We start from the raw sequence: 22,803 nt of genomic DNA on the forward strand, positions 1-22,803 counted from the left end.
GGGCGGAGGGCGGACGGCGGACGGCGGACGGCGGACGGCGGACGGCGGACGGCGGGCCGAGCCGGGCAGAGCTCAGGCCAGCGGCACTTGCGGAAGTGGCGACGACGGTTCGAGGTGGCGTTTCGCGAGCCACACTTCCTGCTGCAGCCAGTCGCGGAACTGCACGATGTGCGGCAGGTTCGTCTGCTCGGGTCGCGTGACGAACCAGTACGACTGATGGCCGTCGACGTGTACGTTGAGCACCTGCATCAACTGCCCGGCCGCGAGTTCGCGCGCGACCATGTGGCGGTCGGCGATGGTGATCCCGAGGCCGTCGATCGCCGCGCGGATCGCATGATCGAGCAGGTCGAATTCGTAGCCGCCGCGCGTGTCGACGTCGGCGATGCCGGCGGCCTTCAGCCAGTGCTGCCAGGTCAGGTAGCGCTGGTCGTCGGTCGCGAGCACGTGCAGCAGCGTGAAGCGGTTCAGGTCGATCGGCGCGCCGTCCTGCCGCAGCCGCGCATACAGCGCGGGCGCACAGACGGCGATATGCTGCTCCTGCATCAGCAGTGCGTTGTCGAAGCCGTCCCATTCGCCGTCGCCGAACCGGATCGCGCAGTCGAGCACGCGGGATTCGCCGAGGCTGTCGTGGATGCGCGTCGTGAGGCTCAGTTCGAATTCGGGATGCGCATCGCGCAGCCTGCCGAGGCGCGGCATCAGCCAGCGCGCGGCGAAGGTGGGCGGCACGTTCGCGCGCAGGCGGTTCAGGTGGGTTTTTTCCTGCAGGCTGCGCACGGTCAACTCGATCTTGTCGAACGATTGCTGCAGCGCGCGCAGCAGCACGCGGCCGGCCGCCGTCAGTTCGAGCTGGTGATGGCGGCGCTCGAGCAGGGTTTCGCCGAGCTGGCCTTCGAGCTGGCGGACCTGCCGGCTCACCGCGCTCTGCGTCACGTTGAGCAGTTCGGCCGCGCGCGTGAAGCTGCCGGTGCGGCCGGCCATCTCGAAGGCTTTCAGCGCATTCAGCGCCGGCATCTTGCGTCTCACGGGACAGTGTCGTGTTTGGTGCGGGATGCTTATTGTAGGCGGGAGGCCGGCACGGCGGGGCGATGAATGACGGGGTGGACGGCGCCGGGCCTCGGGGTTTTCACGGCATGACGGGCGGCGCGCTTTTCTGCGATAAAGCTGCCCGCGGAATGGCCGGCGGCGCCGGCCGCAACCATACGAACGATACGAACGAAGGGGACACACATCATGCGACGCCTGCCATCGTTGATCGCGCTGCGATTTTTCGAGGAGACCGCGCGTCACCTGAGCTTCAATCGCGCGGCGGTGTCGCTGTGCGTGACGCAAGGCGCGGTGAGCCGGCAGATCCGGCTGCTCGAGGAAGCGCTCGGCGCACGCCTGTTCGAGCGCGATCACAAGGGCGTGCGCCTGACCGATGCCGGCCAGCGGTTGCTGCCGTTCATCGGGCAGGCGTTCGACACGATCGAGCGCGGCGTCGGCGAAATCGCCGCTGCGCGGCCAGGCGCGAAGCGGCGCCTGACGATATCGCTGCCGCCGACGTTCGCCACGCAGTGGTTTTCGCCGCGGCTCGGCACGCTCGCGGAGGCGCTGCCCGACGTCGAGCTATCGATTCGGACCGAGCCGGCCGACGATTGTCATTGCCACATCCGCTTCGGGCGCGCGGCACGCACCGGGATGCAATCGGAACTCCTGATGATGGAGCGGCACGCGCTGGTTGGCGCGCCGCGCTATCGCGGCGACGCGCTCGACGTGCTGCTCGGCCGGCTGCCGTCGCTGCACGTGTTGCACGAAGGCAAGCGCCTGGCGCTGTGGGCCGACTGGTGCGAGCAGGCGGGCGTGCCGGCGGCGCGGATCGGCGACGGCATCGAGTTTTCCACGCTCGAACAGGCGATTCGCGCGGCGCGCAAGGGCGTGGGGCTCGCGGTGGTCGACCTGAACATGATCGAGGAAGAGATCGGCGAGGGCAGCCTCGTGCGGCTGTCGCCAGTACAGCCGATCGGGCCGTTCGGTTATTGGCTCGACGTCGAGCCGGAGAGCGTCGCGGTCGAGCATGTGGTCGCGTTCGCCGCGTGGTTGCGGGGGCAGGCGGCGAGGCGGGGGTAGGGGCATGGACGGGCGGTGAGACGCGGCTGACCCGGTCGTGGAAACAATCGGATCAGTCCGCGCTTGTCCTGTCATGCTCCCGGCCTCTGTATCTGTCAAAGATCGTTACCAAGCACAGAGATCGGCAGGATCGTTGTCGACTGGGACCACGCAGTTTCTTTCCGTCGCTGCCGGTTATCAGTCGGGGTCCAGTCCGAAGTGCATGAGTGTTTCGCGGCGCGCCATGGCCTCTGCTTCAGCCGACGATATGATCGGCAACTGGCACTTCGAGAGATCGATGCGCCCCACGTTGAAGACGGCTCGTTGCGGAGGGGATGCGGCGGCGGTGGCGGCCCATGCGCCGAGCTCGACGGCGGACTTGCGCATGACGCGCGCCACGCTGCGATGGAGTTCTCTCGCGACGAACGCGTCAATGAGTTGCCGGGCTTCCGAGAGACGAACGCGACGATGCTCGCTGGTCGAGTGGCCGCGCTTCGCAGCGCGTCGCGTGATACGGAATCCGGCGATTGGAGCGTGCTTTGTGCTCATTCGTAAATCCCCTTTTCGATCAAGTATTTCTGCAACGCCTGTACGGACTTGCCGTGTGGCGCGACGTTGAAGGTCATCCAGCGATGTGATCCGGCTACGCGCCAGAAATCTCGTCCGAATCGGGTCGCATAGAGCGCGTGTAGCGACCGTAGCGACCCATCGGAAAGACCGACCGGGTACCCCTGGAAATACTGGAACAGTGCCGCTTCGTCACCGTGCTGGTCGGGAATGGGTGCATCGAAACCGAACCGGGGCCACGCGTAGTATCCAAACAGACGGCGCCCGCCAGGTTTCGGCGCGGTCTTGCGGCCACCCGCTACAAGTGTGCTGATCTGGACGATCCCCAACGTATCGCATGCTCGAACGATTCGCCACAGCATTGCTGCGCCGAGTCCCGCGATCGCATGATCGACGAGATCGATTGTCCTGAGTTCGAGGGCGGACACGTCTGACTCTCGAAAAACGGATACGCGATTTTCGGATCGGATCAACGTGGGATGCGTGACGCCGAAAGTCAACCTGTTCGCGCTATCGAGATAGGCTTGAATATCCGACCCGGCCGGCGCCCCGCACAACGAAACAAGCAATTCGTCGGGAACGTCGCCAGCGATGCCAAGCAATGCCGGGATATCCAGATCGTTTCGGCTGACCGTCGAGCGATCGTCGAAGTACGCCGTCTCGTACGGCAGGACATGGCTGAGATCGACGGATCGGGCGGGCATGGTGGCGAGCGAGGAACGGAAAGCACCCAGCATATCGCCGCGCGTCCGGCCCGCAGAGTCTGCCGAATGGCCTGTCCGAAGCAAGCCCCCGTTTCGTCCATCCGCTCGATCGGCGCCGGCATTCGCGCCGATCCGTCTGGAGATCGTCCTGCACGGCGCGCGGGATTACGCGTCGATTCTCTTCTGAGCGATTTTGCTCATCGCCGCTTATCGGGAATGCGAACAACCGCCAGCCGGAATGCACGAACCCGGCTCTGGCCGGGTTCGTTCGAATCGCGTCGCACGTCGCCGCGGCGCATGTACGGAGCGTCGATGCGAAAGCCTTGCGCGTGGCGGCTCAGGCAAGCATGAAGCCCGCGCACGCTTCAATGCCCCGCCGCCTCCTCCAGCGTCAGATGCTTCGTCTCCGGCGCCCACGCGATCGACACGATCATCCCCACGAGCAGCACGCCCGCCAGCGCGAACATCGTCGCGTGAAACCCGAGCGTCGCGATACCGACCGGCAGCAGGAACGTGCCGATCGCCGAGCCGAGCCGGCTGCACGCGATCGCCAGCCCGACGCCGCTTGCGCGCACTTCGGTCGGGAAGCACTCGGGCGGAAACACGCCGACGAGATTGCTGAACGCCGACATCGTCAGCGTGAAGATCGCGAACGCGACGATCATCGCGACGGCCGCCGACGACGGCAGCACCGCCAGCGCGACGAGCGACGCGCACGTCACCGCGAACGAGCCGATCAGGAAGCCGCGCCGCGACAGCCGGATCGTCAGCCAGATGCCGATCAGCGCGCCGAGCACGAGGAAGCCGTTCAGCAGCAGGTCGGCGCCGAAGCCTTCTGCGAGGCCGATCGTCTTCAGGATCGTCGGCAGGAACGTATAGATCGCGAAGTACGGAATCACGAGACACACGAAGAACGCGCAATTGAAGACCGTCCGGCGGATCAGGTCGCGCCGGAACAAGCGCGCAAAGCCCGTATTGGCATGCGGTTCGGCCGAACCGTCGAGCATCACATGCGGCCCGAAATGCTTCGCGACGATCGCGCGTGCCTCTTGCACGCGGCCCTTGCCGAGTAGCCAGCGCGGCGACTCGGGCGTGCCGATCCGCAGCACCAGCACGATCAGCGCCGGCAGCGCGGCCGACGCGAGCAGCCAGCGCCATGCATCGGGCGCGGCGTCGCTGTACGCGAGGCCGAGCACGTTCGCGGCGACATAGCCGATCGTCCAGATCACGCTGAACGAGCCGAGCAACGCGCCGCGATGCTTGCGCGGCGAGAATTCGGCGAGGATCGCGTGGCCGACCGTGAAGTCGCCGCCCATCCCGAAGCCGATCAGCACGCGCAGCATGCACAGTTCGAGCGGCGAGCTCACGAAGAATTGCGCGAACGCGGCCGCGGTGATGATCACGAAGCTCGTCAGGAAGATCTTCTGCCGGCCCATGCGGTCGGACAGCCAGCCGAACACGAGGCTGCCGAAGAAGATGCCGATCAGCGCCGAGCTGCCGATCATCCCCATCCAGAACGCGTCGATCGGCATCTGCTTGCCGAGCGCGGCGAGCGCATAGCCGATCGTGCCGAGCGTGTAGCCCTCGGTGAAATGCGCGCCGAACGTCAGGCCGGCGATCTTCACGTGGAAACGGTTGAGCGGCACGTCGTCGAGCGCGACGGGGCGGCGCGGTGCGTCGGCGCCGCGCGACAGCGGCAACGCGCGCGCGGTGCCGGATTGAACATTGGCTTGGGTCAAGCTGCCTCCGGAATTGTTATGCATGCGGCGCGCGGGCGTCGGACGACGCCGCGACAGCCGCGCGTGCGCCGCGCGGCCGGGCGGCGCGCGGCGCGGATCGACCGCGGGGAGCGGTCAGCGGCCGAGGCCGGCCATCAGCGTGTACTTGAGCTCCACGTACTCGTCGAGGCCGTACTTCGAGCCTTCGCGCCCGAGCCCCGATTGCTTGACGCCGCCGAACGGCGCGACTTCGGTCGAGATGATCCCGTCGTTGACGCCGACCATCCCGCTTTCCAGTGCGCCGGACACACGCCATGCACGGCCGAGGTCGCGCGTGTAGAAATACGCGGACAGCCCGAACGGCGTGTCGTTCGCCGCGGCGATGGCTTCTTCTTCAGTCGTGAAGCGGAAGCAGCCGGCGACGGGGCCGAAGGTTTCCTCTTCGGCGATCAGCATGTCGGGCGTCATGCCGGTCAGCACGGTCGGTTCGTAGAAGGTGCCGCCGAGCGCGTGACGCTTGCCGCCGGTCAACGCATGCGCACCCTTCGAGGTGGCGTCCGCCACGTGTCGCTCGACCTTGCCGAGCGCCGCTTCGTTGATCAGCGGGCCCTGGTCGACTTCACCCGCGAGCGCGTTGCCGACCCGCAGCTTGCGCACGGCGTCCGCGAGCTTGCGCGTGAACGCGTCGTACACGCCGTCCTGCACGAGGAAGCGGTTCACGCACACGCAGGTCTGGCCGGTGTTGCGGAACTTCGACGCGATCGCGCCGTCGACCGCCGCATCGAGATCGGCATCGTCGAACACGATGAACGGCGCGTTGCCGCCGAGTTCGAGCGACAGCTTCTTCAGCGTATCGGCCGACTGCTTCGCGAGCAGCTTGCCGACCCGCGTCGAGCCCGTGAACGACAGCTTGCGCACGACGGGTGAGCTCGTCAGCGTCTCGCCGATCGCGACCGCGTCGCCCGACACCACGTTGAACACGCCGGCCGGCACGCCCGCGCGCTCGGCGAGCACCGCGAGCGCGAACGCCGACAGCGGCGTTTCCTCGGACGGCTTGAGCACCATCGTGCAGCCGGCCGCGAGTGCGGGGCCGGCCTTGCGCGTGATCATCGCGAGCGGGAAATTCCACGGCGTGATCGCCGCGACGACGCCGACCGGCTCGCGCGTGACGACGATCTGCGCATTCGGCTTCGGGCTCGGGATCACGTCGCCGTACATGCGCTTCGCTTCTTCGGCGAACCATTCGAGAAAGCTGGCCGCGTAGGCCACTTCGCCGCGCGCCTCCGCGAGCGGCTTGCCCTGTTCGCGCGTCAGCAGCTCGGCGAGCGCGTCGCGGTGTTCGAGCATCAGCTCGCCCCAGCGTTTCACGCGGGCGCCGCGCTCCTTCGCGGTCAGCGCGCGCCATGCGGGAAGTGCGTGGGCGGCCGCGTCGATCGCGCGCTGCGTGTCGTCGGCGCCGCCTTTCGCGACCTTCGCGATCGTCTCGCCGGTCGCCGGGTTCAGCACCGGATAGGTCGCATCGCTCGCGTCATGCGATTCGTGCCATTCGCCGCCGATGTAATGGCCGGTCCTCAAAAATTCGTTCATCGTATGTCGTTCCTTCAGTGTTTCAGTCTGCCGCGAAACTGCCCTGCGCCGGTCGCGACTCGCGCGCGATGCGCTTGCCGGCCGTGTAATCGTTGATCAGGTCGCACGGCGTGTAGTTGCGCTCCAGTTCGTGCAGTTCTTCGTCGGTGAGCCGCGTTTCGAGCGCGCCGAGCGCGCTGTCGAACTGCGCGACGGAATCCGCGCCGACCAGCATGCTCGCGACGCCGGGGCGGCTCAGCACCCACGCCTGCGCGATCTGCGCGGGTGGCACGCCGCGCCGCTTCGCGACCTTCGCGACCGACGCGGCGATCGCGAGCGACGACGCGTCGCCGTACATCTGCGCGGTGAAGAAGTCGGTCTGGTTGCGCGTCGATTGCGGCTCGCAGGTCAGCAGGCCGCGCGCAAGCGGGCTGAACACCGAGACGCCGACACCCTGGTCGATGCAGTACGGCACCATCTCGCGCTCTTCCTCGCGATACGCGAGATTGAGCTGCAGCTGCATGTTGATCGGCTTGTTCCAGCCGTTTCGTTCGCAGGCCTGCATGATCTTCGCGAACTGCCACGTGTACATCGTCGACACGCCGATGTAGCGCGCCTTGCCCGCGCGCACGATGTCGTGCAGCGTGCTCATCGTTTCCTCGACGGGCGTGTTCACGTCGAAGAAATGCAGCATGAAGATGTCGACGTAATCCATCCCGAGACGCTTGAGCGACCCGTCGATGCCGTCGAGCACGTGCTTGCGCGAATGGCCGCCCGCATTCGGATCGCTGCCCATGTCGTAGCCGACCTTGGTCGTCACGACGAGCTCCTCGCGGCGCGCGTTGCGCTTCAGGATGCGGCCGACCACTTCCTCGCCGACGCCCGTCGAATAGAAATCCGCGAGATCGATGAAGTTGACGCCGGCATCGAGCGCGCGGCGCACGATCGGCTCGCTCTGCGCTTCGTCGAAGATCCACGGCTTCCACTCGGGCGTGCCCATGTTCATCGTGCCGAGACACAGGCGGGACACCTTCAGGCCGGACTGGCCGAGGCGGACGTATTCCATGCTTCCTCCTGATGCGGCCTGGCCGGCCGCGCGTTGTCGGTCAGTTCCGTCAGTTCTTTTTCGGCGTGTAGAACGGGTTCGACACGTCGCGTGCGGCGGCGAACACCGCGTCGCGATGCGGCAACCCTTCCATTGCCGCGATGATCGCGTTGCGGCACGCGCGGTAGTTGTTCTCGAACACGGCGTCGAGGTCGTCGGTCTGCGGGTTCACCCAGTTCGCCGACACGACGACCCAGTCGTTCTCCGCTTCGGGCGGCAGCGTGCCGTTCTCGAGCGCTTCGGCCACGGCCTTCGCGATGCCGGCCTGCGACGCACCCCACGTGGCATTGCCGTGGAAGTCGCCGGCGATCTGCGCCTTGTTCACGTACAGCGTGAGCGGCTTGGTCGGTATGCCCGGCTGCGCGATCACGACGAACGGCGCATGGCCGGCCGACGGCGTCGCGAGTGCGGTCGCGAACGCCTGGCCCGCCGGGCCGTTGCGCGGGCCGACCAGCACGTTGATGTGCGCGAGGTTGACGCCGGGGCCTTCGAAGCCTTCGCCGATGTAAAGCTGCCTGGGTTGGGATGCGGTCATTGCAATGTCTCGTCGATGAGGTTGGGTGTGAGGCGATTGTGGTGGGCCGCGATGCGGCCGGTGAATCGATGTTTCCTGATCGAGGTATGAGTTTTCGTCGTCTCCGGGAAAGCCCCGAGCCCGGCGCGCGGCCGCCCGCCGGGCGGCCCGCGGCGGCCATCTCGACGAGCGGCGGCGTGCGGGCGGCGAAGGGGCGTTCGCATACCGGCTCCGGGTTTGTCATACCCGGCCAGGGGTTGGAGGGCCGCGTGCATCCGGACAACAATCGGCGTACTCCGAGCCCTATCTTTCGTGTTCCCTTCCATTTTCGAAAGCGAGTAATTCCGATGGCTGCCATTGAGAAATCTGGCGCGCTGCGCCAGTCCCCCCAGGTGGAGCCCGCGCTCCCGGGGGCCTCGTCCAGGGCGGAGAGCCCGGGGCGGCCCGGCGTTTTCTCGAAGCCCGACTGGTCCAAGCTGACGTCGCTCGACCCGGAGCTGATCCGCGCGTTCGTCGCGGTCGTCGAAAGCGGCGGCTTCACCGCGGCGGCCCGGCAACTGCATCGCACGCAGTCGACGATCAGCCTGCGCATCCGCACGCTGGAGGAGCGGCTCGACACGCACCTGTTCATGCGCAACAGCCGGCGGCTCGAACTGTCGCGCGACGGCGAGAATTTCCTGATCCACGCGCGGCGGATCATCCAGGTGCAGAACGACGCGATCCGCGCGCTGAAGCAGGCGAGCAGCGATCGCGGCATCGTGCGTTTCGGGCTGCCGGAGGACTACGCGGAGCTGTGGCTGCCCGACCTGCTGAAGTCGTTCTATGCGCTGCGGCCGGGCGCACGCCTGCACGTGCATTGCCGCACGTCGCTCGAACTGATCGAGCGGCTGCACGCCGGCGAGCTCGACGTCGCGCTCGTCGTGCGGCATGGACCGAACGCGGGTGGGCGGCTGCTCGGCCGTCACGACGTCGTGTGGGCCGCGCATCGCGATTTCGCGCTCGACCCGGATGCGTCGGTGCCGCTCGCGCTGTTTCCCGAGACGTGCTGCTACCGGCAACGCGGGCTGCAGGCGCTCGCGACGGCCGAGCGGCCGTATCACGTCATCTATACGAGCCAGAGCCCGACCGGTATCAAGATCGCGGTGAACCACGGCGCGGCCGTGACGATGATCGATCGCTGCACGCTGCCCGAGAACTGGCGCGTGCTCGACGAGGCGGACGGGCTGCCGCCGCTGCCGGCGGCCGATCTCGAACTGCATCGCTCGCCCGGCATCTGCGATCCGCTGACCGACGATCTCGTCTCGCTGATCGAATCGATGGTCGACGAGCGGCGGCGCGCGTCGCTCGCGGCGTTCGCGTAACGCGGCGCCCGCGGCACAGGCGACGCCGCCAGCATGGCGCGCGGGGCGCGATCCCGGCGCGCATGCCGTTTTTTGCACGGCTGCCCCGTTTTTTTGCACGGCGTTGATACGGTTTCTTCCAAGCTGGGGATGTGTCGAGCAGCCGGGACGGTTTCCGTCCGCGCCATGACCTTCATTCATACCTTTCCCGCTTCGAGGTCGCCGGTCGCCGGTGCGTGCCGGTTGCGGGTCGCGGTCGGCGCCCGCCAAGCCGGGAACGGCGATTGCTCGGCTAATCCGCCGCCGAGTCGCCGGCCGCCGTGCTGTCCGGCGGCCATCGACGGTGGCCGTTTGTGCGCTGCGTCGAACGCGGCGCGACCCTGAACAGGGAGGGCCCATGTACCTTACGGAAGAAGTGCGTATCGCGCGCCCGGCTGCCCGTCGCGCGCACGCCGCGGCGTTGCCGTCGGGCGGGCAGCTTGCCCGGCAGTTGACGGTGACGGTTCGCGCGGCGGACGTGCTGCTGCGCCAGGCGATTCGCGTGCCCGATCGCCATCAATGGTCGGTCGACGCCGAGCGCGTCGATGCGGCCGGCGGGCCACTCGCCGCGTGGGATTCCCACGTGACGTTCCGCATCGTCAAAGTATTCGCGCCGGCGTTCGATGCGCACGCGTGCGCGGCCGACCCCGATCAAGTGGCGGTCGAAATCAGATTGTTTCTGCCCGAACAGGCTTACGTTGCCGAGCGGCGCATCGGCATCTTCGGCCGACGGCACGGCCAACGATTCAGCGCGACGCTGTCGGTCACGGCAGGTTCGCAGTGGGGCGGCCGGCGCAGCGAGCGCGTTCCGCCGGCAGGGCGGCACGTGCACGGCGACACGCTGGAAGCGCTCGTCGATACGGTGGCCGGCATCGTCAATGCGGCGTTGGGCGTGGTCGGGCATGGCGCGAGCGGCCACGGGTGACGCCGCGGCGAGCGGGCGCCGACGGGCTCAGGCGTCGCCGGTCTGTCCGGTCTGCCGTTGCAGGTCTTCCATCAATTGTTCCGCGAGGAAGTCGCACGGCGGCCGTTTCGACTTGGTGCTGCGCGCGAGGATCAGCTCGAGCGGCGGCAGGTCGGGCAACCCGTGCGAGCGGCCGAGCATCGACAGTTGCGCGGGAATCGCGCAGCGGGCGAGCGGCGCGACCGCGAGGCCGGCTTCGACCATGCTGAGCAGCCCGAGCAGGCTCGGGCTTTCATACGACGTGCGGTACGGCACTTTCGCACGTTCGAGGCTGCGGATCGCGTTCTCGCGCGCGACGCTGCCCGGCATGAACACCGCGATCGGCAACGGGCGTTCTTCCCAGACGCGCGGCCCGTTCGTCATCGCGGCCCACGCCATCGGCTCGTGGCGGATGAAGTCGCCGGTGAGCCCCTTGATGCGCGTCCCGCAGACGAGATCGACGGTGCCCTCCTTGATCAGCGGCGCGAGCGCGCTGCTCGGCAGCCCCATCACCTGAATCTCGACCTTCGGGTAGGTCGCGGAGAATTTCTTCAGCACCGACGGCAGCAGCGACGATGCATAGTCGTCCGGCACGCCGATCACGACCTTGCCGGTCACTTCCGGCCGCACCACGGCCGCCCATGCCTCGTCGCGCAGCGCCAGCATTCGTCTGGCGAATCCCAGCAGCACCTCGCCCTCGCGCGTCAGCACGATGCTGCGCGGCTTGCGCACGAACAGCGGCCGGCCGATCGCGTCTTCCAGGCTCTTGATCTGCATGCTCACCGCCGACTGCGAACGGTTCACGGCTTCGGCCGCGCGGGTCATGTTGCCGGTTTCCGCGACGGCGACGACGGTGGCCAGCACGTCGTGATCGAGCATCTTCATGGGTATCAGGAAAACTGAACGTAACGATCAGCATTATGCGTTTTTATTGTTGCTGTGTGTCTGCCATAGTGCGATCACGCTGGCGCTTCACCCGACGGTGGCGCGGCGGTCGGCCGGATGATCCGGCGTGCGGGACTGAACAGGAAAGCGTGGTGAATCGATGATGGACCATCCGTTGCGCGCCGCGCTGGCCGCGGAATTGCATGCGCGGCCGTTCCTGCGGCTCGCCGAAGCCGTGTCGCTCACGCATTACGCGATCTATGCGGACGGCCGGCCCGACATCCACGAAACGCTGCTGCACGCGCTGTGCCGTGACACGGGCATCGACGCGCCGCACGAAGGCGCCACGCACCATGCGGTGCAGTCGCCGTCCGGCTGGCACCTGAAGTGGGAGCGCCACACCGAATTCTCGACCTTCACGTTCGTCGCGCCGCGCCGCGACACCGGTTATTTCGACGATCTCGCGATCGAAGGCATTCCGGCCGCGTGGTTCGCGCGGCTCGCCGGCATCCGCTTCGTCGCGGTGCGGATGGAACTGCTGTCGGGCGACGCCGCGCGGCTCGTGTGCGGCGACCTGCGCCGTTGGATCGACGGGCCCGCGCTCGTCGGCAGCAGCGTGCTCGGCGGCGGCAAGGTGTTCTGCGACTGGCACGTGCGCGACGACGGCTTCATGCGTTTTCTCGTCGTCGACGAGGATTTCCGCGAGGAGCAGGGCGGCCGCCTGTTGCAGCGTCTGTACGAAATCGAAACGTACCGGATGATGGCGCTGCTTGCGCTGCCGGTCGCGCGCCGGATGAGTTGCGAGCTCGACGAAATTCACGCGGCGCTGCATGCGTTGATGCAGCGGATGGACGCGAGCGGCGCCGACGGCGACGACGCGGCGCTACTGGTCAAGCTCACGCATCTCGCGGTGCGGGTCGAATCGTTGTCGGGCTCGGGGGCGCGCTTCAGCGCGTCGCGCGCGTACGAAAAGCTCGTGCTGGCGCGCATCCAGGAGTTGCGCGAGGAGCGTATCGAAGGGATGCCGACGATCGCCGAATTCATGGAGCGACGCTTCGCGCCGGCAATGGAAACGTGCCGCAGCGTATGGGCGCGCCACGAACAGATCGCCGCGCGGATCGCGCGTGCGGTCGACCTGCTGCGCACCCGCGTGAATCTCGCGCAGGAAAAGGACGTCACGCGGCTGCTGGCCGGCATGGAGCGCACCGCGCGCAACCAGCTTCATTTGCAGCACGCGGTCGAAGGGCTGTCGGTGGCCGCCATTTCGTACTACGTGCTGTCGCTCGCGACGGCGGCGTTCAAGGCGCTGCACGTGATGAACCTGCCGATCGATCCCGAACTGGCGGAAGGGCTGCTGATCGCGCCGGTCGTGTTCGCGGTGATCCACGTCACGCGACGCACACGTGCGCAGCTTGCGCGGTCGGAGACGGCGCATGACGGTGAGCCCGCGCATGCAGTGGCGTTGAAGCGGGCAAGCTAGAACATCAACGACATATCAAAGCAAAGGAGTGGAGATGACTTTCATGCAAACGCGATTCGCACGCTTCAGCGGCATCGATGCCTTCGACGAACCGGTCCAGGACGAAACCGGCGCACCGGAAGACGTACGCGTGACCTCGTATCAGGCCGTGCTGCAGGAGCCGACGACGTCGCTCGTCGGCGGTACGCTCGATCGGCCGGATGTCGCGGCGGTGGCGATTCTCGGGTACAACTGACGCGCGTTCCGTTCGCGTCGTATCGACGTGACGCGGGCGTTTCGTTCGAGTGAAACGGCGTGGTCGTCGCGGCCTCACGGCGGCGTTTGCGATGGCGTGAGCGCATGACGCGCGCTATAGTCGTGCGACGCCCGCAGCGGGTGCTGCACGCCCGGCGGCCTATTCACGCACGCGTTCGCCCGATGACACCCGATCCCGACGTCACCCTTCGACTGACCGACACCGGCCAGCCGGCCGCTCGAGACTTCATCAGCCGCAAGCTCGGCGAATTCAACCATGCGATGGCGGGGCGCACCGATGAGGCCGCGCTCGACGTCTACGTGACCGACCGCGCGACCGGCGAGGTATTGGGCGGCCTCGCCGGCCGAACGTCGCTCGGCCTGTTCTTCATCGACCTGTTCTACCTGCCCGAGTCGCTGCGCGGCGGCGGCTTCGGCAGCCGGCTCCTGCGCGAGGCCGAAGCGGAAGCGAAGCGGCGCGGTTGCGCACGTGCGGTGCTGTACACGATCTCGTTCCAGGCGCCGGATTTCTATCGGAAGCACGGTTACGAGACGTTCGGCGAAGTGCCGTGCGAGCCGGAAGGCGCGGCGCGCGTGTTCATGGTCAAGGTGCTTTGAGCGCGTTTTCCGGGCAACGGGTTTGTTCGCGACATCTACAAGGCCGGCAATCTCGGCGATTTCGATGCCGCGCCGGCCGCCGGCCTGTGGATCCTTGAAATCCAGATTGCCCACCCGACGCGGCCGTTCGGCGCGTTTTACGAAGACCTGCTCGTGTAAGCGCGGCGCCCGGCGACGCGCGCCATGAACGCGCGCCGGCCGGGGGCCTTGGACAATGGCGGTACCCCCGCGCGCTCAGATGCTGATCGCGACGGGGCCCGCGAGCGGCGTGTAGCCGTCGTCGAACAGATACCACGCGTCGTACTGGCCCGACGCCAGCGTGCTGTTCGCGGTGGACGAGAACAGCAGCGAGCCGGTGCTTTTGGGAAGGTACGCCCACGACTTGTAGTTGCCCTTGGTCGGCTGCGCGCCGCGCGCATAGATGCCAACCCAGTTCTTCGGGCTGTGGCGCCACGGCGGCACGAGGTAGTCGAATCGCAGCGTGCCGTACGACGCCCCCTGCGACGCCAGCGTCGCGACGAATTTCCCGTTCGTATTGCCGATGGCCGAATCCGTCAGCAACGCACCGGATTGCGCTTGCACGCAGCCGGCCACGCGGCGCAGGAAATTCGGGTCGTTCGCGTCGCGGATGCTCGCGTCGTACCAGCCGGCATCCCCATACCACGTGACGGCCTGGGTCGCACCGGCGGGCACGCTGACGGACTGTGCCGTGTTCATTCCGTACGCGTTGTCGACGAGCTGGAACGTCGTCGCGCTCGAACCGGCGGAGTTGTCGAGCGTGATCTGCACGTTGCCGTTCTGCACGTCGTAGCAGAGGCTGACTTCGGCTCTCGATCCGGTGTTTCCCGACGCGCCGATGTTGCCGCGGAACGTTTGCAGGAACCCGTTCGGGCCGTAGATCGAATAGTCGTAGCCGCCGCCCGAATTCAGTGCGAGCGCATCCGACAGGGCAGCGCACGCACTCGTGCCGGCACCGATCGTGTATTGACGCGGGATCGTGCCGGTACCGTCGACCCACGCCTGCAGATGCACGCCGGCCGCGCCGGTGTTGGTCATCGTCAGCGCGAGCGTCTTGCCGGACCGGTTGACCTTGCCCTGGACGAAGAACTCGTACGGCAGCCGGCATGCGCTGTTGCGGCCGGCCGTCTGGGCCGGCACCGCGGTCGTGGTGGGGTAGGGGATCAGGACCGTCGAGCCGTTCGGATCCATGTTGCTGGCCGGCCCCGGAATCGCCGGAATCGTCTGGTCGGGATTCGCGAAATCGAACGCCGACGTGAGATCGCCGCATACCGCGCGCCGCCACGGCGTGATGTTGGCTTCCTGCAGTCCGAAGCGCGCTTCCAGAAAGCGGATTACCGACGTGTGGTCGAAGACCTGCGAATTGATCTTGCCGCCCTTCGACCATGGCGAGATCACGAACATCGGCACACGCGGGCCGAGTCCGATCGGCAGGTCGCCGCTGGCCGATCCGTCCGATGCGCCACCGCCGCTGGCGACGAATTCCGCCGCCGTCGATACGGTCGACTGGCCGGTGCCGGCGTAGGCGCTCGACGGGACGGCCGGCGGCACGTGATCGAACAGGCCGTCGTTCTCGTCATACATCACGAGCAGCACCGTGCTGGCCCACACCTTCGGATTCGACGTCAGCGCGTTGAGGACGTTGCTCACGTACCATTCGCCGCCGCTCGCGGCCCACGACGGATGCTCGCAATATGCGTAAGGCGCGGCGATCCAGGACACCTGCGGCAGCGTGTCGTTCGCGACGTCGGCCTGTAACTGGCTGAAAAGATTCGTGTCGTATTCCTTACCGCCGCCGGCTGGATCGATCTGCGTGCCGTTGAGCGCCGGCGCGAGCGGATCGTTTGCGCCGAGGTTCTGGTACTGCTTGAAGTTCAGGATGACGTTGTCGCCGTAGTTGCCGTTCCACCACAGATCCTTGCTGGAGCCGTTGTATTCGCCGTAGCCGTGGCCGGAATCCAGCCCGTTGCCCTTGTCCTGGTAGAACTTCCACGTGACGCCGGCCGCGTTCAATCGTTCCGGCATGGTGGTCCACCCGGTGCCGGTCATCGTGTTCGTCGTGTACGGCGAATAGCCGGCGACGTTGCCGCAGCATCCGGTCCACAGATACAGGCGGTTCGGGTCGGTCGGGCCGAGCATCGAGCAGTGGTAGCCGTCGCACACGGTGAATGCGCTCGCCAGCGCGTAGTAGAACGGAATGTCGTTCTGCGTGAAGTAGTACATCGTGCCGGTGGTCTTCGCCGCGACCCAGTTGTCATAGCGGCCGTTGTTCCAGGCACTGTGCGTACCGCTCCAGCTGTGATCGAGATCGCCGTAATAGGTGTCGCCGTTCGCCGCGCCGGCGGGCGGGGCAGGGTTGAACGGGAACACGTAGGACAGCATCCAGGGCTGGCGCCACACCGGATAGCCGCTCGAAATCACGACCGGCCGCGGATCGCCGAAGCCGCGCGCGCCGCGCAGCGTGCCGAGATAGTGGTCGAACGACCGGTTTTCCTGCATCAGGATCACGACGTGCTTGACGTCCTGAAGGGTGCCGGTGACGGTCGCCGCCGGAATCGACTGCGCGCGCAGGATGCTCTCGGGCAGCATGCCGGTGACTGCGGTGGCGCCCGCGAGTTTCAGCGCATCGGCCAGGAACTGGCGTCGTGTCGTGGATTTGTTTTGCATGATCGCTCTTTGTCGTGAATTGCCGGTCGGACTCGCCGGATGCGGCCGTTCGCCGTGCGGTGCGCGGGCCGTTACCCGTTTTCCGCTACCCGGCCGTGGGGCCTGCGTCGCTCAGTGGCACGCGCTCGCGCAGTGCAGGACCGGCGCGGATGCCGAACCTGGTGCCGATGCGCGGGCGGCGGCTACGTTGCCCGCCGCACTCGATTCGCCGTCGCCGCAGCCGGCCAGCGTGCACAGGAGCGCGATCATGAAAATGCCGCGCCAGTGCGGAAAGCGGCTTTCCGACTGGCGAGGCGGTACGACATGCTTTCTATCCGTTTCGAATCGGATTACTGATTGATCGAGGCTGGTGCTGTGTGCTCCGAATTTCATTACCCCTCCAGATATGAAATGGACAGCAGAGAATATCGCCCGAATCAGAACAACTTCATGACAGGCCACCCGCGTCTGTCGGCAATATCCGAAAGCTGAAGATCGGGATTGGTGGCGACCGGATGCGTGACGTAGTCCAGCAGCGGCACGTCGTTGATCGAATCGCTGTAGAAGTAGGTCCGTTCGAAATCCGACGGCGCGTAGCCGAGCGAATCCAGCCATGCGGTCGTGCGCACGATCTTCCCTTCGCGGAAACTCGGCACGCCGATGCTGCGCCCGGTGAATTGCCCGGCGGGCGTGCCGTCGTCGGTATCGAGCTCGATGCCGAGAAGATGCTCGATCCCGAACTCGGCCGCGATCGGCCCGGTCACGAAGACGTTGGTCGCCGTGACGATGCAGCAGAGATCGTCGTCGTCGCGATGCCGGTCAACCAGCGCACGCGCCTGCGGCGTGATCGCCGGCCGGATCACTTCGTCCATGAACTGCGCATGCCAGCGTTCGAGCTGCGCACGCGGATAACGCGTGAGCGGCGCCAGCGTCACCGCGAGATACGCGTCCATGTCGAGCGTGCCGGCCGCGTAATGGCCGTAGTGCTCGTCGATCAGCGCCGCATGCTCATCGCCTTCCTGCCAGCCGACCCGGGTAATGAAACGGCTCCACGCCTGGTCGCTGTCGAGCGGCAACAGCGTGTGGTCGAGGTCGAACAGCGCGAGATTCTTGTGCATGTGGGGTTCCTGGTATTGCGTGCTTACGCGCCGATGAGTTTCTCGATCGCGTCCCTGGCGTTTTTCCCGTCGATGGTCGTGACGCCGTCGAGCCACTTCGACAGCACGCTGGGGTTCTTCTTCGCCCATTCCTTCGCGACCGCGACCGGATCCGCGTGATTCATGATCGGCACCATCAGCTGGTTCTCTTCGTCGGTCGTGAATTTCAGGTTGGTCAGCAGCCGCCCGACGTTCGGGCAGCGTTCGAGATAGCCGGGCGTGACGAGCGTGTAAACCTTCGCCGATCCGTAGTTCGGGCCGAACACGCTATCGCCGCCGTCGAGATACGAAATCTTGTAGTTGAGGTTCATCGGGTGCGGCTCCCACGCGAGGAACACGATCATCCGGTGCTCCTGCACGGCGCGCGTGACCTGAACGAGCATCCCTGCCTCGCTCGATTCGATCAGCTTGAAGCCGCCGAGCCCGAATTCGTTCTTGTCGATCATTCGCTGGATCAGCGCGTTGCCATTGTTGCCGGCGCCGATCCCGTAGATCTTGCCGTCGAGCTGATCGCGGAATTTGGCGATGTCGGCGAAGTTCTTGAGACCCTTGTCGGACGCGTATTGCGGCACGGCCAGCGTGTAGCGCGCGCCGATCAGGTTGGGTTGCGGCAGCTGGTGCACGGCGCCGGCGTCCACGAACGGCTTCACCGTCGGCGTCATGCTCGGATCCCAGTAGCCGAGGAACGCGTCGATCTGCGCCTTCTTCACGCCGGCCAGCACGATCGGCGGCGATGCGATCGTCTTGCTGGCCTCGTAGCCGAGGCCATCCAGCAGCATCATCGCGACGCCGGTGGTGGCCGCGATGTCGCTCCAGCCGACATCGCCAAGCGTCACCTTCTTGCAGACGTCGCCGCCGGATGCGTGAACGGGGGCCGTCGCAAGCGCTGCCAGCAGCGTTGCGGCCAGCATCCATGCCTTTTTCATCATGTTGGTCTCCTAAGCAAGAGTTCCGGATCGGATTGCCTGGTGGGTCCGACGATCGATCGTATTGATCGGATGAAACAAACGAACTTCGGTCTAGCCATGTTGATTTTCGTACCGTATATTAGAAAGCACAAAATCGCAAGATCGCACAAAAATACAACTTGTCGGTCGTGGATGCGACGGCAAGTGAGCGAAGGCAGGAAAAGTCGGGCGGCGGTCCGGACGGGCCGTGCTTCATCAAGTGGATAGGCAAAGCAGGGAGATTTCGAATGATCAGTCAGCTGGAAATCATTGCCCGCCTGCTGCTGGCGGCATTGCTCGGCAGCATCGTCGGTATCGAACGCGAGCGGCTGTCGTGGGCGGCCGGCTTGCGCACGCACATGCTGGTGGCGGTGGGCGCCGCGCTCGTGATGGTCGTCTCGGCGTTCGGCTTCGCCGATATCCAGGACGCGAAGAACGTATCGCTGGACCCGTCGCGGGTCGCCGCGCAGGTCGTGTCGGGCATCGGCTTTCTCGGCGCCGGGTCGATCATGCTGCGCGGCGAGATCATCCGCGGTCTGACGACCGCGGCGAGCCTGTGGGTCGTGGCGGCGGTCGGGCTGGCCGTCGGCGGCGGCATGTACGTGGCCGCGATCGCCGCGACGGCGATCGTGCTGGCGATCCTGGCCGGCCTGAAGCCGATCGAGAAACGCTTCTTCGCCGCGCGGCAGCGTTGGGGCGTGCGCATTCTCGCGAGCCGCGGCGCCGTGAAGCTGACGTCGCTGCAGGCGATGCCCGGCATCGATCAGGCGCGCATCGTCCAGTTCATCATCGAACAGGATGACGCCGAGCCGGACGACGACCGCATCCACGTGGTTTTTTCACGGATGACGAACGCCGAGTTCCAGGCCGTCCGTCAATCCCTGCAGACCCTCGTCGGCATCAAAAAGATGGAGGAGAGCGCAGCATAGATCGCCATTCGAATAACATTGACGTTCACTCCGAGGACATTTCATGTGGCAAGAAGAGCGATATCAGAGGATCCGGCTTCTGTTATCGAAGATGCAGCGCGTCTCCACCGACCGGATCATGGCCGACCTGAACGTGTCGCGGGAAACCGTGCGCCGTGATCTCGTCGATCTCGAGGCGCTGGGGGAACTGAAGCGCGTGCACGGCGGCGCGGTGCAGGTGGGCGACGAAGCGCCGATCGCCGAACGCGCGCAAACGCACGTCAAGGCGAAGCTGGCGATCGCCCGCGCGGCGGCCAGGCTGGTCACGGGCTCGCAGACGCTGTTCGTCGATGCAGGCACGACCACCACGCTGCTGGCCGAGGAGTTGTCGAAACTGTCGGGCCTCACGATCGTCACGAACTCGATCGATGTCGCGCTGAAGATGCGTTCGAGCGACCCGGGGCAGGCGAAGAACGAAACGATCCTGCTCGGCGGGATGATCGGCAGCCGCGCGGCCGCGACGGTCGGCGACGGCACGGTCGCCGAAATCTTCCGCTATCGTGCCGACCTCGCGTTGCTGTCGCCGGTCGGCGTCGATCACGTCAGGGGCGCGACGAACTACGACCGGATGGAAACCGAAGTGGCGCGCGCGATGGTGAGCAACGCGGCGGACGTGGCGATCCTGGCCGATTTCAGCAAACTGGGCACGAACAGCCGGATCAGCTTCTGCGAGCCGGCGCGGATCGGCACACTGGTGACGGACCAGAAGGCGGAATCGGTTAGCGGCTTCAAAAGCATCAGGAAGGTCATCAAGAATATCGTGCTGTCATAGCGTCGGAAGGCGCGCGGCACGATCGGCTGCCGTTATGCCCTCCATGCGGCGCGCATTCTGCCCACCGGTTTTTTCCTGGCGTAATATATCCGCCGATACATCGAAGGCGCGCCGTCCGGCGGGCCGTGACGGAGGCGGGCGATGGAGATGGCAGGGACGGCGGCGCCTTCGGCGCATCAGGCGGCGGCGGGCTCGATCGCGCTGACCGGCGCATTCGTGCGGCCGATGACGGTGACGCTCGACGATCTGCGTCGGCACGCGAGCGCAACGGCCGAACCGTTCGACCTGCGTTGCTTCACGACGAACCGCTTCATCCGCTCGGTCGCGCCGTATCGCGGCGCGCGACTGAAGGACTTGCTCGATGCAGCCGGCCTGCGCAACGACGAGCCGGGCGACTTCAAGCGCACGGTGTTCATCGCACATGCGCACGACGGTTATGCGGTCACGTTTTCATGGCATGAATTGTTCAATACGCCGGTCGGCGAGCACGTGATCGTCGCGTTCGAATGCGGCGATGCGCCGCTGTCGATCGACGACGGCGCGCCACTGCTATTCTCCGGCGCCGACTTACTGCCCGCGCCGCGTCACGTAAAGCGGCTGGCCGGCATCGTCGCGCGCGTGCTCGAGGTCTGAGCCGGCGCGCATGCTGGCGGCGTTTGCCGCGTCGGCCATCGTGTATGCTTGCCCGCATCGTTTAAACGGCGGGACAACATGAAGACTTCGGTACACCCCAAGCCAGAGGTGCGGTTCAGGATGCGCATCCAGCAAGCCGACACGATCGCGCTCGGTCCGGGCAAGGTCGCGCTGCTCGAGGCCGTGCGCGAGCACGGCTCGATTTCGGCGGCGGCGCGCAGCCTGAAGATGTCGTACCGGCGCGCGTGGCTGCTGATGGACGAGCTGAACCGCTCGCTGAAATCGCCGGCCACGGTTTCCGAACATGGCGGGCAGAGCGGCGGCGGCAGCGTGCTCACGCCGGTCGGCGAGGAGATCATTCGTCTCTATCGCGGGATCGAGGCGCGCGCATACGCGGCCTGCGCGGACGAGATCGCCGCGCTCACGAAGATGGTGCGCCGCTGAAGGATGCGTTCGGTCGGCTCTTGCCTACCCGTGCCGCAGGCAGAAGCGCGGCGTGCCGCCCGTGGACGCATCCGGCGACATGACGTCACGCGCTTGCGCATCGAGCCGCCCGATCAGTTCGACGAAGCTGGCGACACTGGCGGTCCGCAGCGGGTAGTACGCGATCCGGTGGCGTTCGCAGATGCGCTTGAGCAGGTTCATCGAATCGTGGTCGACGCAGTCGACCGGGAACACGACCAGGTGCGCGCCTGGTAGCGCGGCGGCCAGCAGGCCCTTGCGATCCTCGATGCCGCCGTCGTGCATCGTCACGTCGCCGCCGGACGCCTCGACGATCCGCCGGATCGCGCGGTTCGAACCGGGCCGCCCGCCGACATAGACGATGCGTTTGCGCCGAAGAATCGACAGCGTGTCCATGGCCGGTTCGGCCGGATCGTCCGTCGATGCCAGCACCGCCTGTTCGAGCGCGCTCGCTTCGGCGCGCAGCGTTTTCACCATCGCCATCAGGTCGTCGAGCCGCGCGCGCATCGCGCGGGCGCTTGCCTGTTCCGCGGCAACCCGCTGCTCGGCCGCCTCGCGGCGGCTCGTGTGCAGCGCGAGCCGTTCGTCGCGCGCGGCCAGCGCTTCGCGCAATTCCCGCACTTCGTCGCGCAACACGGCGTCGTTGGCCAGCGGCTGGGCGTTCTGGCGCGCGTGGATCGCATCCAGTTCCTGCTGCGCCGCGTCGCGCTGCGTGCTCATCTCGTGCAGGCGCGCCTGCTGCCGTTCGATCTTCGCGTGCAGCGCGGCATTCTCTTCCTCCAGTGCGACCAGCCGCCGGATATCGGCGCGATTGGCCGCGCCGACCAGGTGCGACAGCATGTGCAGATCGCCGAACGCGGCCTGGCGCACGCTCATCGTCGTGCGCGGATGCGTCATCAGCGCCCAGTACGCGGGCGGAATGTCGCCGTTCTTGAGGGCTTCCTTCCAGCGCGCGAGGAGTTCGTCCGCATCCTTCGCGCTGTCGAACGCGCGTATCGCGCCTGCATAGCGCTCGTCGAGCGCCTTGTGCAGCGCCTTGCCGCCGGCCGCGCCTTCGATCGCGAGCTCGACGGCCGCGTGGTGAATTTCCAGGTCGGTCGCGCGCTGGCGGTCGAGATCGGTGAATTTCGGCACGAGCTTGCGCAGTTCGTGCGTGGTCAGGCAGGTGCCGATGATCGAGCAGTGCAGATGCGAATCGAGTTCGAACAGGCGCGTGCGGCGCTTCAGCTCAGCCTGTTGCGCACGGGACGGCGCGCAGCATGCGTCGATCCGCGCGCCGGTTCCCGCGGACGGATGGGCGCCGGACGACGGAAGGTCCGCCATGCGGGCAAGGCGAAAGGGCGGAGCATGCATGTTGACCTCTATCCGGCGCGGTCGGACCGGAGACGGATGCGGGAAAGAT

General features: G+C 66.6%; 22 protein-coding genes. 10 read left to right on the plus strand and 12 right to left on the minus strand.

From position 1 onward, the window contains the following. Positions 1-72: 72 nt before the first annotated feature. Positions 73-1,011: a LysR substrate-binding domain-containing protein gene (locus C4B30_RS31385; protein ID WP_027782159.1), complete on the minus strand. Its 939-nt coding sequence runs from the start codon at positions 1,009-1,011 to the stop codon at positions 73-75. 219 nt (positions 1,012-1,230) lie between these two features. On the opposite strand from C4B30_RS31385, the gene C4B30_RS31390 reads away from it, so the two are divergent. Continuing rightward, entirely contained in the window at positions 1,231-2,106 is an 876-nt protein-coding gene (locus tag C4B30_RS31390) for a LysR family transcriptional regulator (protein WP_105133412.1), read from the plus strand. Positions 2,107-2,283: 177 nt separating this feature from the next. On the opposite strand, the gene C4B30_RS31395 is transcribed toward C4B30_RS31390, so the two are convergent. The 6 genes from C4B30_RS31395 to fae form a co-directional block, all read right to left on the minus strand. Beyond that, the gene (locus C4B30_RS31395) at positions 2,284-2,634 is read right to left on the minus strand and encodes a hypothetical protein (protein ID WP_105133413.1); all 351 of its coding nucleotides are present in this window, start codon (positions 2,632-2,634) and stop codon (positions 2,284-2,286) included. Further along, the gene (locus C4B30_RS31400) at positions 2,631-3,389 is read right to left on the minus strand and encodes a hypothetical protein (protein ID WP_105133414.1); all 759 of its coding nucleotides are present in this window, start codon (positions 3,387-3,389) and stop codon (positions 2,631-2,633) included. Before C4B30_RS31400 ends, C4B30_RS31395 begins: the two co-directional genes overlap by 4 nt. Positions 3,390-3,721: 332 nt before the next feature. Continuing rightward, positions 3,722-5,056 carry an MFS transporter gene (locus C4B30_RS31405; RefSeq protein WP_234015476.1) on the minus strand — a complete coding sequence of 445 codons (1,335 nt, stop codon included), beginning with the start codon at positions 5,054-5,056 and terminating at the stop codon, positions 3,722-3,724. A gap of 153 nt (positions 5,057-5,209) precedes the next feature. Next, a complete protein-coding gene (locus tag C4B30_RS31410) occupies positions 5,210-6,661 on the minus strand; it encodes an NAD-dependent succinate-semialdehyde dehydrogenase (RefSeq protein WP_105133416.1) in 1,452 nt (483 codons plus the stop codon). A 22-nt stretch (positions 6,662-6,683) separates the two neighbouring features. After that, positions 6,684-7,706, minus strand: a complete 1,023-nt coding sequence (locus tag C4B30_RS31415; protein ID WP_105133417.1) for an aldo/keto reductase — start codon at positions 7,704-7,706, stop codon at positions 6,684-6,686. Between the two features lie 49 nt (positions 7,707-7,755). Further along, positions 7,756-8,280, minus strand: a complete 525-nt coding sequence (gene fae / locus C4B30_RS31420; RefSeq protein WP_105133418.1) for a formaldehyde-activating enzyme — start codon at positions 8,278-8,280, stop codon at positions 7,756-7,758. Positions 8,281-8,606: 326 nt separating this feature from the next. On the opposite strand from fae, the gene C4B30_RS31425 reads away from it, so the two are divergent. Both C4B30_RS31425 and C4B30_RS31430 read left to right on the plus strand, forming a co-directional pair. Continuing rightward, a complete protein-coding gene (locus tag C4B30_RS31425; protein WP_234015474.1) occupies positions 8,607-9,620 on the plus strand; it encodes a LysR family transcriptional regulator in 1,014 nt (337 codons plus the stop codon). A 376-nt stretch (positions 9,621-9,996) separates the two neighbouring features. Beyond that, the gene (locus tag C4B30_RS31430) at positions 9,997-10,563 is read left to right on the plus strand and encodes a hypothetical protein (RefSeq protein ID WP_105133419.1); all 567 of its coding nucleotides are present in this window, start codon (positions 9,997-9,999) and stop codon (positions 10,561-10,563) included. A 27-nt stretch (positions 10,564-10,590) separates the two neighbouring features. Here the strand turns inward: C4B30_RS31430 and C4B30_RS31435 are convergent, their stop codons facing one another. Beyond that, positions 10,591-11,466 (minus strand): LysR family transcriptional regulator, encoded by an 876-nt coding sequence (locus tag C4B30_RS31435; RefSeq protein WP_027782171.1) that lies wholly within the window; start codon positions 11,464-11,466, stop codon positions 10,591-10,593. 160 nt (positions 11,467-11,626) lie between these two features. Here C4B30_RS31435 and C4B30_RS31440 point away from each other — a divergent pair, with 160 nt between their 5' ends. The 3 genes from C4B30_RS31440 to C4B30_RS31450 all read left to right on the plus strand — a co-directional run bounded on the left by C4B30_RS31440 (position 11,627) and on the right by C4B30_RS31450 (position 13,798). Next, the gene (locus tag C4B30_RS31440; RefSeq protein WP_105133420.1) at positions 11,627-12,946 is read left to right on the plus strand and encodes a DUF3422 family protein; all 1,320 of its coding nucleotides are present in this window, start codon (positions 11,627-11,629) and stop codon (positions 12,944-12,946) included. Positions 12,947-12,980: 34 nt separating this feature from the next. Beyond that, positions 12,981-13,181, plus strand: coding sequence for a hypothetical protein (locus C4B30_RS31445; RefSeq protein ID WP_105133421.1), 201 nt, complete (start codon positions 12,981-12,983; stop codon positions 13,179-13,181). 182 nt (positions 13,182-13,363) lie between these two features. After that, on the plus strand, positions 13,364-13,798 hold the full coding sequence (locus C4B30_RS31450; protein ID WP_027782174.1) for a GNAT family N-acetyltransferase: 435 nt from the start codon (positions 13,364-13,366) through the stop codon (positions 13,796-13,798). Positions 13,799-14,032: 234 nt separating this feature from the next. On the opposite strand, the gene C4B30_RS31460 is transcribed toward C4B30_RS31450, so the two are convergent. From C4B30_RS31460 to C4B30_RS31475, 3 genes are all read right to left on the minus strand, one after another. Next, complete coding sequence (locus C4B30_RS31460; protein ID WP_105133422.1) at positions 14,033-16,483, minus strand: phosphocholine-specific phospholipase C; 2,451 nt, start codon at positions 16,481-16,483, stop codon at positions 14,033-14,035. 416 nt (positions 16,484-16,899) lie between these two features. After that, positions 16,900-17,580, minus strand: coding sequence for an HAD family hydrolase (locus C4B30_RS31470; RefSeq protein ID WP_105133424.1), 681 nt, complete (start codon positions 17,578-17,580; stop codon positions 16,900-16,902). 23 nt (positions 17,581-17,603) lie between these two features. Next, positions 17,604-18,548, minus strand: coding sequence for a choline ABC transporter substrate-binding protein (locus C4B30_RS31475; protein ID WP_105133425.1), 945 nt, complete (start codon positions 18,546-18,548; stop codon positions 17,604-17,606). A 266-nt stretch (positions 18,549-18,814) separates the two neighbouring features. Here C4B30_RS31475 and C4B30_RS31480 point away from each other — a divergent pair, with 266 nt between their 5' ends. From C4B30_RS31480 to C4B30_RS31495, 4 genes are all read left to right on the plus strand, one after another. Next, positions 18,815-19,495, plus strand: a complete 681-nt coding sequence (locus tag C4B30_RS31480) for an MgtC/SapB family protein (protein ID WP_027782179.1) — start codon at positions 18,815-18,817, stop codon at positions 19,493-19,495. 43 nt (positions 19,496-19,538) lie between these two features. Next, positions 19,539-20,306, plus strand: a complete 768-nt coding sequence (locus tag C4B30_RS31485) for a DeoR/GlpR family DNA-binding transcription regulator (protein ID WP_105133426.1) — start codon at positions 19,539-19,541, stop codon at positions 20,304-20,306. 141 nt (positions 20,307-20,447) lie between these two features. Then, positions 20,448-20,939, plus strand: coding sequence for a molybdopterin-dependent oxidoreductase (locus tag C4B30_RS31490; RefSeq protein WP_105133427.1), 492 nt, complete (start codon positions 20,448-20,450; stop codon positions 20,937-20,939). Between the two features lie 120 nt (positions 20,940-21,059). Continuing rightward, positions 21,060-21,383, plus strand: a complete 324-nt coding sequence (locus C4B30_RS31495; RefSeq protein WP_059521914.1) for a winged helix-turn-helix domain-containing protein — start codon at positions 21,060-21,062, stop codon at positions 21,381-21,383. A gap of 24 nt (positions 21,384-21,407) precedes the next feature. Here C4B30_RS31495 and C4B30_RS31500 read toward each other — a convergent pair whose 3' ends face one another. Then, positions 21,408-22,754 carry a DUF2325 domain-containing protein gene (locus C4B30_RS31500; protein ID WP_105133428.1) on the minus strand — a complete coding sequence of 449 codons (1,347 nt, stop codon included), beginning with the start codon at positions 22,752-22,754 and terminating at the stop codon, positions 21,408-21,410. Between the last annotated feature and the right edge of the window lie 49 nt (positions 22,755-22,803).

This window comes from Burkholderia sp. BE12 (genome assembly GCF_002959955.1).
Classification (GTDB): Bacteria; Pseudomonadota; Gammaproteobacteria; order Burkholderiales; family Burkholderiaceae; genus Burkholderia.

Excerpts from the sequence above, each read along its gene's own strand:
- C4B30_RS31415 (WP_105133417.1), bottom strand. The coding sequence starts at position 7,706 with ATGGAATACGTCCGCCTCGGCCAGTCCGGCCTGAAGGTGTCCCGCCTG.
- C4B30_RS31450 (WP_027782174.1), top strand. The coding sequence starts at position 13,364 with ATGACACCCGATCCCGACGTCACCCTTCGACTGACCGACACCGGCCAG.
- C4B30_RS31390 (WP_105133412.1), top strand. The coding sequence starts at position 1,231 with ATGCGACGCCTGCCATCGTTGATCGCGCTGCGATTTTTCGAGGAGACC.
- C4B30_RS31480 (WP_027782179.1), top strand. The coding sequence starts at position 18,815 with ATGATCAGTCAGCTGGAAATCATTGCCCGCCTGCTGCTGGCGGCATTG.
- C4B30_RS31400 (WP_105133414.1), bottom strand. The coding sequence starts at position 3,389 with ATGCTGGGTGCTTTCCGTTCCTCGCTCGCCACCATGCCCGCCCGATCC.
- C4B30_RS31385 (WP_027782159.1), bottom strand. The coding sequence starts at position 1,011 with ATGCCGGCGCTGAATGCGCTGAAAGCCTTCGAGATGGCCGGCCGCACC.
- C4B30_RS31500 (WP_105133428.1), bottom strand. The coding sequence starts at position 22,754 with ATGCATGCTCCGCCCTTTCGCCTTGCCCGCATGGCGGACCTTCCGTCG.
- C4B30_RS31395 (WP_105133413.1), bottom strand. The coding sequence starts at position 2,634 with ATGAGCACAAAGCACGCTCCAATCGCCGGATTCCGTATCACGCGACGC.
- C4B30_RS31425 (WP_234015474.1), top strand. The coding sequence starts at position 8,607 with ATGGCTGCCATTGAGAAATCTGGCGCGCTGCGCCAGTCCCCCCAGGTG.
- C4B30_RS31445 (WP_105133421.1), top strand. The coding sequence starts at position 12,981 with ATGACTTTCATGCAAACGCGATTCGCACGCTTCAGCGGCATCGATGCC.
- C4B30_RS31490 (WP_105133427.1), top strand. The coding sequence starts at position 20,448 with ATGGAGATGGCAGGGACGGCGGCGCCTTCGGCGCATCAGGCGGCGGCG.
- C4B30_RS31460 (WP_105133422.1), bottom strand. The coding sequence starts at position 16,483 with ATGCAAAACAAATCCACGACACGACGCCAGTTCCTGGCCGATGCGCTG.
- C4B30_RS31435 (WP_027782171.1), bottom strand. The coding sequence starts at position 11,466 with ATGAAGATGCTCGATCACGACGTGCTGGCCACCGTCGTCGCCGTCGCG.
- C4B30_RS31430 (WP_105133419.1), top strand. The coding sequence starts at position 9,997 with ATGTACCTTACGGAAGAAGTGCGTATCGCGCGCCCGGCTGCCCGTCGC.
- fae (WP_105133418.1), bottom strand. The coding sequence starts at position 8,280 with ATGACCGCATCCCAACCCAGGCAGCTTTACATCGGCGAAGGCTTCGAA.
- C4B30_RS31485 (WP_105133426.1), top strand. The coding sequence starts at position 19,539 with ATGTGGCAAGAAGAGCGATATCAGAGGATCCGGCTTCTGTTATCGAAG.
- C4B30_RS31440 (WP_105133420.1), top strand. The coding sequence starts at position 11,627 with ATGATGGACCATCCGTTGCGCGCCGCGCTGGCCGCGGAATTGCATGCG.
- C4B30_RS31470 (WP_105133424.1), bottom strand. The coding sequence starts at position 17,580 with ATGCACAAGAATCTCGCGCTGTTCGACCTCGACCACACGCTGTTGCCG.
- C4B30_RS31475 (WP_105133425.1), bottom strand. The coding sequence starts at position 18,548 with ATGATGAAAAAGGCATGGATGCTGGCCGCAACGCTGCTGGCAGCGCTT.
- C4B30_RS31410 (WP_105133416.1), bottom strand. The coding sequence starts at position 6,661 with ATGAACGAATTTTTGAGGACCGGCCATTACATCGGCGGCGAATGGCAC.
- C4B30_RS31495 (WP_059521914.1), top strand. The coding sequence starts at position 21,060 with ATGCGCATCCAGCAAGCCGACACGATCGCGCTCGGTCCGGGCAAGGTC.